Origin of the sequence: Wolbachia endosymbiont of Bemisia tabaci, assembly GCF_003999585.1 — a bacterium.
Taxonomy (GTDB): Bacteria; Pseudomonadota; Alphaproteobacteria; order Rickettsiales; family Anaplasmataceae; genus Wolbachia.
In genome coordinates this window covers 1,246,780-1,260,307 of the sequence record NZ_CP016430.1, presented here as the reverse complement: position 1 = coordinate 1,260,307, position 13,528 = coordinate 1,246,780, and the positions used below count along the sequence as shown (strand labels likewise).

The following is a 13,528-nucleotide window of genomic DNA, read 5'->3' as shown; positions in this document are numbered from 1 at the left end:
AAATTCCTTTATTTAAGGTCGAAGTTTTGCTATCCTCGCATTTTAATAATTTAAAATTAATGAACATAAACAAAAATGAGTTTTTATTTCTTCCTCTTGGAGGAGTAGGAAGAATTGGGATGAACGTTAGCCTATATCATTATCAAGGCAAGTGGATTATGATCGACCTTGGTATCGGTTTTGCAGATGAAACTATGCCAGGTGTTGAGCTACTCATTGCTGATGTAGATTTTATTGCTCAAAGAAAAAAAGATTTGCTTGGAATAATAATTACACATGCACATGAAGATCACTGTGGTGCAGTGCCTCATCTGTGGGAAGAGTTAGAATGTCCCATATATACAACAAAGTTTACGGTTAACTTTCTCAAAGAAAAATTGAAAGAATTTCGATTGGAAGGTATAGTGCCTTTGAAAGAGGTGGACATAAATGGCAGCATAAATTTGGGTCCTTTTACCGTTGAGTTTATAAATGTAACTCATTCAATTCCTGAAGCAAATTCAATATTAATTAGCACTGAAATGGGTAGTACACTCCATACCGGAGACTGGAAATTTGACCCAAAACCTGTTGTTGGATTAATTTCTAATATAGAGCGTTTAAAAGAAATTGGCGATAAAGGTGATCTACTTGCAGCAATTTGTGATTCAACAAACATACTGAGCAAACACGACCCTGAATCAGAAAGTGAAATTTATGATAATATTTACAATATAATAAAGCGGTCTAAAAAATTGATTGCTGTATCGCTATTTGCCTCAAATGTGGCGCGAATTGAGACTATCGCTAAAGCTGCACAAGCACTAAATAGAAAAGTGGTTTTACTTGGCAGATCTTTATGGAGAATAGTGAAAGTTGCTCAGGATAGTGGTTATTTAACTGATTCTCCTGAGTTTCTAGAAGCAAAGGAGGCAGTAAATCTTCCAAGGGAAAAGCTGGTGCTACTTTGCACAGGTTGTCAAGGTGAGCCACTGGCAGCAACCTCAAGGCTTGCTAATAAGAGTCATCAAGCATTTAAAATGCAGCAAGGTGATACCATGATCTTTTCATCAAAAATCATTCCTGGCAATGAAACTCGTGCACATAACATGCTCAATGCCTTTATTGAGGTGGGAGTGGAAGTTATTACTGAAAAAACAGAGAATGTTCATGCTTCCGGACATCCAGTAAAAGCAGAGCTAAGAGAAATGTATTCTTTGATAAAACCTAAGGTAGCTATTCCAGTTCATGGTGAGTATATTCATACGGATGCACATGTAAAGTTCGCTAAAGAGTGCGGTGTGAAAAAAGCAATAATGATTGCACCAGGTGATATTGTTAATTTGGAGAATGGAGAAAAAGTTAGTTCAATTGATGTTGACTACTTTGGTATTGATGGTACGTTGCTACGCCATCCAGAATGCAGCGTTATAAAGATGCGTGAGAGAATGAGAGATGCTGGGGTTATTGTAGTAACAGCAATTGTGAATAAGAAAAACAAATTGCTCGCTAAGCCAAAAGTATTTGCACCTGGTGTTTTCGAAGCGCAAGAAGATGCAGCCATTATGCAAAAGATCATAGAGAAGGTTGAGTCAGCATTTAGTCCACAACCAATAAAAAAAATAAGAAATAAGATTGAAAGTTCAATATTTAGTACCTTAAAAGAATATTTACTAAAAAGACCTATAATTGAAGTCCAAATAGAACAGGTATAGAAATATACCTCTTTTTATTAACCATTATTTGAGTAAGAAGTTAACAATGTATTCTTTGATGTTATTTCAGCATGCAATACTGGAATCCGTAAAAAAAAATCAGTGTCAGATCACACAACTATACAAACATTGTGATTTGAATCTACCAGAAGGGTGCCATCTCAACGCCCAGGCATACAATTGTATGAACATTGTAGTTTTAGAGCAATCTCCACCATTAGAGTGTTGTCATCCCAGTGTCAGAGCACTGGAATCCAGTTTTTCATGCAACCTTGTCAAAGACGTTTATTTTAGAATAAAACAGCTACTTTTATGCTTGCCACCTCAGTGCACTTACTTGCAGTCAAATTTCTGGATTCCAGTGTCAAGTACTGCAGAAATTGATTTACTCTACTGTCATGCAGTTTAACTTCAAAAGTAAGCTATTTGCTGAGATGACAGGAGGTAATGCAAGAGATCTAATGAAGCTATTCGTTCAACTGGTGTTATTTATTTCGTTATTTATTCCTTATTCCACAAAAGCTGTTTTATATGTTGATATAAAAAAAAGCAATATTGGTAATATTGATCTTGTTGTATCTAAATGTGCATGCAAGACAGAAGTGGAAAGTGAGCTAAGTGAAAGCATCACAAAAGTAATTGAAACAAATCTATCTAATTGTGGCTTATTTAATGTGAAACGTAACACGAAAGTTGAGTCTTGGAAAAGCGATACTGTAGTCACAGTAAGTTTAAGTGAAGTATTAAACAGAAATTTAGAGCTATCTTTTCGTTTATCTGACAGCTTTACAAACAGAGAATTACTTACTCAGTCGGTTGTTTTTTTAGCAAAAGACTGGAGGAAAATTAGTCATCTTATTTCAGATGTGATACATGATAGATTGATTGGTGAGAAAGGGCATTTCAATACAAAAATTACATATATCGCTGAAGAAAAAGATAGCAATTACAAATCCGTCCGTAAAATTGCTGTGATGAATCAAGATGGAAGTAATATAAAGTACTTAACAAATGGTGAGAAATTTGTGTCAACACCAAGATTTTCACCAAATGGAAAGGGTATTGTTTATATCTCATACACAAATGGTAAAAGTTATATAATATTAAAAAATTTAAAAGATAACACTGAATCAATAATCAGCGCATTTGAAGGAGTTATTTCTGCACCAAGATTTTCTCCTGATGGTAAATCTCTTTTTATTTCCCACTCATTGAGTGGTGAAACAAATATATTATCTCTAGACTTAAGCAGTAAACGAACAAAAAAAATTACTAAAGGTTCAGCTATAAGTACTTCTCCCTCTTTGTCTCCAGATCAAAAGTACATGGTTTTTAGTTCTGATATAAGTGGAAGTCAGCAACTATATATCATAGATTTCACTAAAAAAAGCAAAAAACCCAAGAGAATTAGTTTTGGAAATGGAAGATATGCTACACCTGTTTGGTCGCCAAAAGGAAATCTGATAGCTTTTACAAAAATTCAGTCAGGAAAATTTTACATAGGAGTTATGAAGCCAGATGGCAAAGAAGAGCGCTTGCTTTCAGAGGGACATAAAATTGAATCTCCGGCATGGCTACCAAATGGCAGAGAAATTATCTTTACTAACGCAGAATCACCAAGCAACTCTAAATTATATTTAGTAGATTTAGTAAAGAAAAATCAAAAAATGGTTTTTACTCCAACGAATGCTTCTTTACCAGATTGGTCTTATTTTTGAAAGTAGATCTATAAAATCGGTATAAATCTTGCTTTATCTTAATCGTTTATAACCTTTGGTACTACGAAATACCCATACTCCGATTTTGTATTGGATAATATTTCTTCTTTAATGTTTTGAGAATTTACAACATCATCGCGTACATGGGCATCCTTATCTATAGTTCCATAACGCATAGGAGAAACACCTTCAGTATTAACTTTCAACAAAGTATCATGTATCCAATCCAGCATTGTCAATTCTTTTGAGTAGTATTGAATCTCATCATCGGATAACTTAATCCTCACAAGCTGTGCAGTTTTAAGCATTTCTTCCTTAGTAATTGTTATTTTTCTCTTATTTGCAAATTCTATTAACGAAGTGATAACATCTTCTGTTGATCTAGCTGGCACTTTTACCTCCTTGCATAAAGCAAATTAAAATATTTGCAATTGAAACAACCTCTATCTTATCATTTTTTTCAAATTTGTGAAATACGGTGTCCGTAATTACTAATTTATCCAGAGAAGAGGAAGAGATTTTCTCAACTGCATTTCCTGAAAGTATTCCATGTGTAATGCACGAAACTACAGACTTTGCTCCTCGGTTTTTTAAAGCAAGAGCTGCATTACATAATGTTCCGCCAGAGTCAACTATATCATCAACAATGACGCAATTTTTGTTTGCAACTTCTCCGATTACATTCATTACCTCAGATGTACCTGCTTTTTCTCTATATTTATCTACTACAACAATATCATTATCCAACTTGTGTTTTTCCTCTAAAATCTTTGCAAAAGCACGAGCCCTGCCAATTGCTCCAACATCAGGCGCAACTATTGCCAAATCCTCCTTGTATATAGAGTCAACAAATACTTCAAAACAGCTCAAATTAGTAACTGGTATATCAAAAAAACCTTCAATTTGACTTGAATGCAAATCAATAGCAGCAACACTGTTTGCACCAGCTGTTTGAATAAGATTTGTAGTTAATTTAGCACTTAAAGCAGATTGCATATTATTGTTTTTAATAACCCTATCCTGCCTACTGTATCCGTAATAAGGAATAATAGCTGTTATTCTCTTGGCTCCAGATCTCTTTGCTGCATCAATTGTAAGCAGAAGCTCCATAAGGTTATCATTTACAGGGGAAGAAAGAGATTGTACTATATATACTTCTTGATTACGTAGATCATTTGCTACTTCTACATTTACCTCACCATCGGCAAATCTTGACACCTGATTGGGGAATAGCTGAGCATTTAGCCCACTTGCTATTGAATCTCCTAATTGTTTACTAGCGCTACCTATTATTACCTTCATATATATCAATTAAGTTTTGAAAATTATACAGAAACCATAGAATGATTAAAACTTTATTCTTGCCGCCAAGTGGATCATAGAAACGAAAAAGTTACTCGAAACATTTCACCGATGTTTCTTATCATAATAACGGCACTGGCTGAGTTCATTAAGTAATTTTATGCGCAGCGGAATGACAAAAAGTGTTATTCACAAACACATTTTACTACATAATCAGCGCTAATATTAAAATGCTTATAAAGAGCTTCATAAGGTGCTGATTCTCCAAAATTTTTCATGCCAATAAATATACCGTTTGAGCCTATATATTTATGCCAACCCACTTCACTTCCCGCTTCAATTGCAACTTTAATACTGTCATTATTTAATACTACCCCTTTATATTCATCACTTTGCTCGTCAAAAAGCCTCCAACACGGCATAGAAATGACCCTTGTACCTACACCTTTTTCCTGTAATTTTTCTCTTGCCTCAACTGCAATTTCAACTTCAGATCCGGTAGCAAATATCGTCACTTCTAGCTTTCCTGAATATTCGCATAGTATATATGCACCAAATTTTGATAGGTTGGCCAATTGGTCAGTATAAGAGTGCATGTAATTAATATTTTGCCTTGAAAGTGCAAATAACGATGGAGATTCTTTTTTTTCCAATGCAATGCTAATGCACTCCAAAGTTTCAATTGCATCTGCTGGCCTAAAAACATACAGATTTGGTATAGCTCTCAGAGAAGCTAAATGCTCTATTGGCTGGTGAGTTGGACCATCCTCCCCTACTCCAATCGAGTCATGAGTCATTACATATATAACCTGCTGTTTCATCAAAGCTGAAAGACGTATAGCAGGGCGGCAGTAATCGGAAAATACTAAAAAAGTTCCACCATAAGGAATAATTCCACCATGAAGAGCCATACCATTCATACAAGCTGCCATAGCGTGCTCTCTCACTCCATAATGGACATAAGAACCATCATAATTATTACTATCTATTGCCTGCATATGCTTATATTTAGTACAATTTGAACCGGTAAGATCAGCAGAGCCACCAATTAGTTCTGGCATAGACTTAGTTAATAGTTCCATTACTCTGCCGAAAGAAGATCTAGTAGCTTCGTTTGGCATTAGCTTACATATTTGTTTCTTCAGATCAGCCAAATCACTCTCGATATTATTCGGCAAACGTTTCTCAAGTCTTCTTTGTAGTTCTTTATTGATCAAGGATGTATAGTTTTGCTTTGCCCTCTTAACTGTTTCTATCCAAGCGTTTCTCACATCTTCTGGTACATGAAATGGTTCATAGTCCCAATTTAATTTTTCTCTCATCTGTTTTACATCTTCCTCTGTAAAGGCACCACTATGAGCAGAAGATGTGCCAGCACGGCTTGAAAATTTTCCGATAATAGTTTTGCAACAGATTAGTGTAGGTTTATCAGACTTTTGCGCCTGCTCTATTGCAAGGGATATAGCATCAAAGTCATGCCCATCGATTTTGTCAACATTCCATCCATACGCTGAAAAACGCTTTTCTACATCATCAGAGCAAGAGAGGCTAGTAGAGCCGTCTATAGAGATGTCATTGTCGTCAAAAAATGCTATCAGCTTATTTAATTTAAGATGCCCAGCAAGGGACGCTGCTTCATGGCTTATACCTTCCATAAGACAACCATCTCCTAGCATTACATAAGTGTAGTGACTGATTTCAAACTGCTTTTCAAGAATCGATTCAGCAAGTGCCATGCCAACAGCAATGGCAAATCCCTGACCAAGCGGGCCTGTTGTTGCTTCTATACCGGAAGTTAAGCCAAATTCTGGGTGACCTGGAGTTTTTGATGTAAGTTGCCTGAAGTTTTTTAGTTCATCTATACTAATGTAGCCTGTCAGATATAATATAGAGTATTGCAATATTGAACCGTGACCATTTGATAGGACGAAACGATCTCTACTGATCCATTGAGAATCATCAGGGTTATGGTTTAGATATTTAGCAAATAATACAGTGGCAACATCTGCCATGCCAAGTGGCATACCTGGATGTCCAGAATTTGCTTTTTGTACTGCATCAATTGATAAAAAGCGGACAGCATTTGCCATGGATTTTAGTAGTAGATGATTCATGTATTAATAGGAAAACTTAAAAGTGAAGTATACTATATCATAGCGGCAAAAACAAGTTGACACTTAATGTTAAAATCATTAATAATTTATAGTTAGATTGTGAGAATTTTTGTATGACAACTGTTATCAATAGAAAGTATAGAATCAGTCGCAGGCTTGGTGTAAACTTATGGGGTAGAGCAAAAGATTCGGTCAATAAAAGAAAATACCCTCCAGGTCAGCATGGTATTCTTGGATTTAAGAAGTTATCTGATTTTGGTAAGCAGTTTGCTGCACATAAGAAATTTAAGTTCTACTATGCAATTTCAAGTAAACAGCTTAGACGTACATTCTTAGATGCCTACAAAAGAAAAGGTTATACGGCTGATAATTTTATTGGTGCCTTAGAATCAAGGTTAAGTTCTGTTTTATATCACTCTGGTTTTGTGCCAACAATTTACTCGGCAAAACAGCTTATATCTCATAAACATGTTACAGTTAATGATAAGGTGGTTAACATATCAAGTTATAGAGTGAAGCCTGGTGATATAGTAAAAATAAGGGAAAGAGCAGCAAAAATTCCTATATTAATAGAGGCTGAACAAAAACAAGAACGTAAGGCTCCAGATTATTTAGAGGCAGACAGCAAAGCACTTTCAGTGAAGTATTTGAGAGCACCTCAATATTCCGAAGTCCCATATTCAGCAGACATGGAAGTCAATTTAGTAGTAGAATTTTACTCTAGATAAACAACATAAGGCCCGTGTGGCGGAATCGGTAGACGCAGCGGACTTAAAATCCGTGGGTTTTGCGACCTTGGGAGTTCAAGTCTCCCCATGGGCACCAGTTTAATTTATTAAAAAAGTATGAAATCGCTTGATATAGAAGATATTGCAGAAGCTCTAGAAGAGAAATTTCCAAATGAAGATATAATTAGTATTAGATTCACTGAACTTAAAAGAAAAGTCTTGGATTTAGAAGAGTTTGATGATGATGAAAAGTATTGTAATGAAAAAATATTAGAGGCCATTCAAGCAGCTTGGATTGCAGAAAGATCTTAAAAAACAGATAGCTATAAGAAAATTACGGCATACAGTAAAAAGATAATCTTCTTGGAAATACTATACTTTACTCGAATTTTACTTAGTTTCATAATAATTTAATAAATTACAATTAAAAATGATTACAAGTTAGGCAACAATATACAAATACTGCTTTTTATGTGTGAGGCCGAGGGTCATGAAAACAATAAGTTAGTTTTTTGTATAAGAAAGTTGTAATATAATTTAATTTTAAGCACTGGAAAGATGTTTAAATATAGCGGGCCAAAGAAATTAAAATCTATAATAGAAAACTATGCATTAAAATGCATGAAAAATAAGATCAGCAAAAATGAAATACGTCTTATTTTAAACTGGAAAAGTATAGTTGGAGAGGAATTAGCAGAATGTACAAAACCACAAAAGATCTCATACGCACAAAACGTAAATTCTGGTGTTCTGCATCTATTAGTAACAAATGGCAGTAAAGCATTAGAAATGCAGCATATGGTTTCTCTTGTAATAGAAAAAATTACAGTGTTTTTTGGCTATAAAGCAGTATACGGTATAAAAATCAAGCAAGGGAGTTGACTATTTAACTATATCAGGTTAACCTAGTTACATAGGATAAATTGGTATATTGAAGTGAGTAGAATTTGTGAGTTAACAAATAGAAAAAAGTCTTTTGGTAATAAGGTATCGCATTCAAATCGTAAAACAAAGCGTACCTTTCTCTTAAATTTACATAAAGTTACATTGACGAGTAATATATTAGACAAAAAGTTTAGCTTTCGTATAGCAACAAGAACTTTAAGAACTATAGACTATAAAGGTGATCTTGATGCTTTCTTGCTCAATACAAAAACAATTAAACTAAGTAAAGAAGCACAAAAGATAAAAAGAAGATTAAAGAAAGTTTTAGCAAAACAAGAGGTAGAATTAGCTGTTTCAGATGCATAGTAAGCCTATATGGCTCAGAGCAAAAGCTCCAGCTGGTAAAATATTCAATGAAACCTTAAACACTGTTAAGCTACATAACTTACATACAGTATGCGAAGAAGCTGCGTGTCCAAATATTGGTGAATGTTGGAATAAACGTCATGCTACTGTGATGATTCTCGGTTCTGTTTGTACTCGTGCTTGTGCGTTTTGCAACGTTGCAACTGGCATTCCTGATAAGCTCGATCCTCATGAACCAGAAAATTTAGCAAAAGCGATAAAAAAGTTAAATTTAAAGCATGTTGTCATTACCTCTGTTGACCGCGATGATTTAGCAGATGGTGGTGCAAATCAGTTTATAAGGTGTATAGAAGAAATTAGAAAGATAACTTCGGAAACAACAATAGAGATTCTTACTCCTGATTTTTTAAATAAGAAAGGAGCGTTTGAAGCAATAGCTATTGCATCACCTGATGTTTATAACCACAACATCGAAACAGTACCAAGGCTGTATGCAAAAATAAGACCAAGAGCTCGTTATTTTCATTCACTATATTTGCTAAAGATGGTGAAACAGATTAATTCTAAACTTTTCACGAAGTCAGGGCTTATGGTTGGTCTCGGAGAAACAAAGGAAGAAATATTTCATTTACGTAGCGCCGAAGTTGACTTCATTACAATTGGTCAATATTTGCAACCAACTCCAAAGCATGTAAAGGTTGACAGATATGTTACCCCAGAAGAGTTTGAGCATTATAAATATATTGCTTATTCCAAAGGCTTTTTGGTAGTTGCATCAAGCCCATTGACTCGGTCATCGTACCATGCTGAAGAAGATTTTAACAGGCTCAAGGCTTGTAGTTAATATCTTAATTTTTTCAGAGTACAGTTTAATATAGTAATTAATATCTTGACTTTATTTAGAATATAATTTAATATAGGTATTGATGAAGCGAAAAAGTTATAGGCGATTCTAACGAAAAAGTTGACTACACTGAGTTATCAAAATCTTCTATTTCTGACAAAATAAAGCCAAAAAAAAAGGTCACATTTTGTCAGCAAGTCCAAGTTAAAGAAATTACACTCGAAGGAAAAAAAGGAGCATGTAAACGATACAAAGAAAAGAAAGAGAAACAAAAACATGAGCTCAATAAAAAACCACAATTATGGAAGAGAGGTGCAGCAATTATTGTTCCACCAGTAATTGGGCTGCTAGGAGGTTTAATAACTTTAACACTCATAACAGAAGAACCATTTTTAATTGCAGCTTTAGCTGCTATAGCAATTACAGCAGCAATATATGAACTTGAGTATTTACTTAAACCTGAATTGCTAGAAAAGCCTGGTAAAACTTTAAAGGATTTAGTAACAGATTCTTTTGTAAAGGAAGAAAAAAACTCAAGAACTGTATCACAATAAATCAGAAAAGCTTAGTGAGTTGCCCTAGGCTTGACTTTTTACTTAGCTGATCACAAAAAGTATGAATTTTACAGCACCTAAACCAGCTGTTTAAGATCTTATATAAGCAATTGACAGCTACTGAGATGCCAGTTAAAATATTTACATAGTATATTAACAGAGGGTAAGGTGGGTTTTAGTGGATATGTACATGATAAAGCTTTAACAATATCAGATGTAAGTGCTAAAATTGATATAAGAGAGCTAGCAAACTTTCTACAGAGTAAAAAAGGCATTAACGAGCTTAATTTAATAAATGTAGAGATTGATAGTAAAGATGTAAAAGAGTTAAGTAAACTTACACATCTTACTTCGCTCACTCTAAGGAACAATAAACTCGGTTTTGAAGGTGCAGGATATATAGGTCAAGGCAATCTAAAAAACCTTACTTTACTTGAAATAAGTAATAACAATATTGGAGACAGAGGTTTTGCATTTTTGATTGGCAGCAAACGTCTCCCAAATCTTACTTTATTAAATGTAGAAAACAACAACATTGTTGGAGTGTGGCGCCACCACTATGGAGGAGATATAGCACTCAAAAATCTCACCTCACTTTATGTAGAAGGTAACGGTAAAAAATTCTTAAATGATAAAGAAGTTATCCTTGATAGTATAAAAAAAAGCTCAATAACCGAAGCGCCTGGACACTCTAGAGTAAAAGATGGTGAAGGTGCTACAAAAAAATTAGTAGCTAAAAGAAAAAAAACGATACAAGCTGCCAATAGTCAGTCAGATCCTAGTAGTAGGTTAAGTATAGAACTTTCCAAACAAGATGGGCTGCGTGAAATAGTACTTGACACTGAAACTACAGGTCTTGATGTCAATAGCCATCGAATTATCGAAATAGGATGTGTGGAACTAATTAATCATATTCCAACAGGCAAAGTATTCCATCGATACATCAACCCAGAAAGGAGCATAGACAAAGGTGCATTTAAAGTTCACGGTATCAGCGAAGAATTTCTAAAGGATAAGCCATTATTTTCAGAGATTGCATCTGAATTTCTTAATTTTATATCTAGCGATACTTTGGTAATTCACAATGCTGGATTTGACATTAAATTTTTGAACATGGAACTTGGTAAACTGAATGCCAAATTAATCTCTTCAGACAGAGTGTTAGATACATTACCGCTTGCAAGAAAGAAATTTGGACCACCAGCTTCTTTAAGTGCATTGTGTGAGCGTTTTGGTATATCACTAGAGAGTAGGGAGTTACATGGAGCGCTAATTGACGCTGAGTTGCTAGCAAAAGTATATGTTGAGCGATTACAAACTCCTTTGGATCGATGTCAGCATACAGTACGTTTTAGAGGACACTTGCCAAGTAATGAAGAAGTTAGTGAGCAGTTAGATAAGATTAACGTATCTGTTCATGAGGGAGTAGTAGATAGAAGATTGTAAAAACGCCTTTTGCTTTCAGTAGCGAAATTATTCTCTCAATGAATATGTTTTCTAGCTTTAAAAATGCGAATCTCAATATCTTATCTTGAATTACTTAACTGTTGGTTCAAGCTTAAATTCTTATCATGGGATGTATTTGCATCTTTTAATACTGTAAGTGGTTTATCTAGGCTATGTTCCACTTTTGTCTCAAAATTACATCCTAAATTCTCACAAAATTCTTGAAAACGTTCAGTAACAATATCAAAAAAATTTCTACCACTTGCTTTATGATTTTTCAGCTCTTTCGGAATAGTAATAAGCACTTTACCATCTTCATATGTTACATTTCGACCCTTACATTTTAGTTTAAATTCTACTGAACTGCAAAAACCTGGTGTTTTAATATCATTAACAAGATCACTGCTGCACACCTTTATACAATCCATGCTAAAATTAAATTTTAGACAATTGGAGTCACGGCAATCCATACTATAAGTTATTGTTATGCTAGAATCTAACACAAGCAAGCCAAATGGAGAAAGAGCCTTTAATATATGAAGAAACAGAAAATGATTATACCCTTCTTGATGATAGTTAGTTATCAATTCTTCCATGATAGAGTCACTCGGAACTTCTGCACCAGCATATTCAAATATTTTTATGAAAATTTGCTTAAGAAATGGACTATAGTTCTTTCTTCCATTCTCATCTTCTAAAATGAGATCTTTATGTTTTGAATATAGCTTCTCAATAAGCTCATTAGGCACTTCTTTCTCATTAATAGTAAGGTTGTGTGATCTACCAAGGTCAATATATGTGTTGTAACCAGAGTTCCAACAATCTGATTTTATTGGCACAGATTTTAAATCAGCATACTTGAGCTTTTCCACTTCAGATTTCAATGCATTAACTATTTTTTTTGACATATCACAATCTTATATTATATACGTATTACATACTTTTCATCATAAGTAAAGGTTTTCTGTAAAACTTGATTTACTTTTTATTATACCCACCTTATTAAAAAAAAGCAGAGATTTCAATATCTTATTTTAAACTCTTCAAGTTTAGATTCTTATCTTGGGATGTATTTATATCACTTAATACTCCAAGTGGCTTATCCAGATTATGCTCAAATTTTTCCTCAAAAAAGTGAAATCCAAATTTTTCGCAAAATTTCTGAAAATACTCAATAATAACGTCAAACAAATTCTTATCATTTGCTTTGTAGTTTTTCAGCTCCTTAGGAATAGTAAGAGACACCCTACCTTCTTCATACTTCACATTTTCACCTTCACATTTTAGTTTAAACTCCACTGAGTTTTGTAAATCACATATTAAAGTTTTATTATCGTTATATATGCCATCATTTACGCTAAAACTAAACTTCAGACAATTTGGATCTTCACAACTTATATAGGTCCTTTCTCTGTAAGAAGGAATTAAATAGTGGAATGAATATATGCACAATCCAAAAGAACGAAGTGCTTGACTTTGAGAAGAAAAGAATTGCTTGTACCCAGACCTGTTATAATAAGTTATCAATTCTTCCATAATAGAGTCATTTGGAACTGCTGCACCGGCGTGTACAAATACTTCCGTGAAGATTTTCTTAAGAAACAGACGATAACTCCCTTTTTTGTCCTTATCTTCTGTAATGAGATTTTCATGTTTTAAATATAAATTTTTAATGAAATCATTAGTTATTGTCTTCCCATTAATAACAAGATCACAAGCAAATTCATATTCACTATTGAAGTCCATATCCAAATCCTTATATGTTCTATAATCAGAACTTTTTGTAGACTTCAAATGAGCATATCCTCTCTCCTTCACCTTAGCTTTCAACTCATTAATCATTTTTTTTGACATATATACTATTAATAGCTCTTATA

At 34.0% G+C, this 13,528-nt stretch carries 13 protein-coding genes and 1 tRNA gene; 9 read left to right on the top strand and 5 right to left on the bottom strand.

The window, feature by feature from the left end; translation table 11 throughout:
• The first annotated feature begins 59 nt into the window (after window positions 1-59).
• Complete coding sequence (locus BBB02_RS05935) at window positions 60-1,694, top strand: ribonuclease J (RefSeq protein WP_127464262.1); 1,635 nt, start codon at window positions 60-62, stop codon at window positions 1,692-1,694.
• Between the two features lie 461 nt (window positions 1,695-2,155).
• Window positions 2,156-3,412 (top strand): Tol-Pal system protein TolB, encoded by a 1,257-nt coding sequence (locus BBB02_RS05925; protein WP_127464321.1) that lies wholly within the window; start codon window positions 2,156-2,158, stop codon window positions 3,410-3,412.
• 38 nt (window positions 3,413-3,450) lie between these two features.
• Here the strand turns inward: BBB02_RS05925 and gatC are convergent, their stop codons facing one another.
• From gatC to tkt, 3 genes are all read right to left on the bottom strand, one after another.
• A complete protein-coding gene (gene gatC / locus BBB02_RS05920; protein WP_127464260.1) occupies window positions 3,451-3,804 on the bottom strand; it encodes an Asp-tRNA(Asn)/Glu-tRNA(Gln) amidotransferase subunit GatC in 354 nt (117 codons plus the stop codon).
• Window positions 3,794-4,714, bottom strand: coding sequence for a ribose-phosphate diphosphokinase (locus BBB02_RS05915; RefSeq protein WP_127464259.1), 921 nt, complete (start codon window positions 4,712-4,714; stop codon window positions 3,794-3,796). The genes gatC and BBB02_RS05915 overlap by 11 nt, the downstream gene beginning before the upstream one ends.
• Before the next feature lie 185 nt (window positions 4,715-4,899).
• The gene (gene tkt, locus BBB02_RS05910; protein ID WP_127464258.1) at window positions 4,900-6,828 is read right to left on the bottom strand and encodes a transketolase; all 1,929 of its coding nucleotides are present in this window, start codon (window positions 6,826-6,828) and stop codon (window positions 4,900-4,902) included.
• A 113-nt stretch (window positions 6,829-6,941) separates the two neighbouring features.
• On the opposite strand from tkt, the gene rpsD reads away from it, so the two are divergent.
• The 7 genes from rpsD (at window position 6,942) to dnaQ (ending at window position 11,651) form a co-directional block, all read left to right on the top strand.
• A complete protein-coding gene (gene rpsD, locus BBB02_RS05905) occupies window positions 6,942-7,556 on the top strand; it encodes a 30S ribosomal protein S4 (RefSeq protein ID WP_006012690.1) in 615 nt (204 codons plus the stop codon).
• 10 nt (window positions 7,557-7,566) lie between these two features.
• A tRNA-Leu gene (locus BBB02_RS05900) sits at window positions 7,567-7,653 on the top strand.
• Between the two features lie 20 nt (window positions 7,654-7,673).
• Window positions 7,674-7,868 carry a Fe-S cluster assembly protein IscX gene (gene iscX, locus BBB02_RS05895; RefSeq protein WP_127464257.1) on the top strand — a complete coding sequence of 65 codons (195 nt, stop codon included), beginning with the start codon at window positions 7,674-7,676 and terminating at the stop codon, window positions 7,866-7,868.
• A gap of 246 nt (window positions 7,869-8,114) precedes the next feature.
• The gene (locus tag BBB02_RS05890; protein WP_006012687.1) at window positions 8,115-8,438 is read left to right on the top strand and encodes a DUF721 domain-containing protein; all 324 of its coding nucleotides are present in this window, start codon (window positions 8,115-8,117) and stop codon (window positions 8,436-8,438) included.
• 54 nt (window positions 8,439-8,492) lie between these two features.
• Window positions 8,493-8,807 carry a 50S ribosomal protein L28 gene (gene rpmB, locus BBB02_RS05885; RefSeq protein ID WP_015588578.1) on the top strand — a complete coding sequence of 105 codons (315 nt, stop codon included), beginning with the start codon at window positions 8,493-8,495 and terminating at the stop codon, window positions 8,805-8,807.
• Window positions 8,800-9,651 carry a lipoyl synthase gene (lipA, locus tag BBB02_RS05880; RefSeq protein WP_127464256.1) on the top strand — a complete coding sequence of 284 codons (852 nt, stop codon included), beginning with the start codon at window positions 8,800-8,802 and terminating at the stop codon, window positions 9,649-9,651. Before rpmB ends, lipA begins: the two co-directional genes overlap by 8 nt.
• 1,349 nt (window positions 9,652-11,000) lie before the next feature.
• Entirely contained in the window at window positions 11,001-11,651 is a 651-nt protein-coding gene (gene dnaQ / locus BBB02_RS05870) for a DNA polymerase III subunit epsilon (RefSeq protein ID WP_410543505.1), read from the top strand.
• 80 nt (window positions 11,652-11,731) lie between these two features.
• On the opposite strand, the gene BBB02_RS05865 is transcribed toward dnaQ, so the two are convergent.
• Together BBB02_RS05865 and BBB02_RS05860 are read right to left on the bottom strand one after the other, a co-directional pair.
• Complete coding sequence (locus tag BBB02_RS05865) at window positions 11,732-12,559, bottom strand: hypothetical protein (RefSeq protein WP_127464255.1); 828 nt, start codon at window positions 12,557-12,559, stop codon at window positions 11,732-11,734.
• Between the two features lie 121 nt (window positions 12,560-12,680).
• Complete coding sequence (locus BBB02_RS05860; RefSeq protein ID WP_127464254.1) at window positions 12,681-13,505, bottom strand: hypothetical protein; 825 nt, start codon at window positions 13,503-13,505, stop codon at window positions 12,681-12,683.
• Window positions 13,506-13,528: the final 23 nt, after the last annotated feature.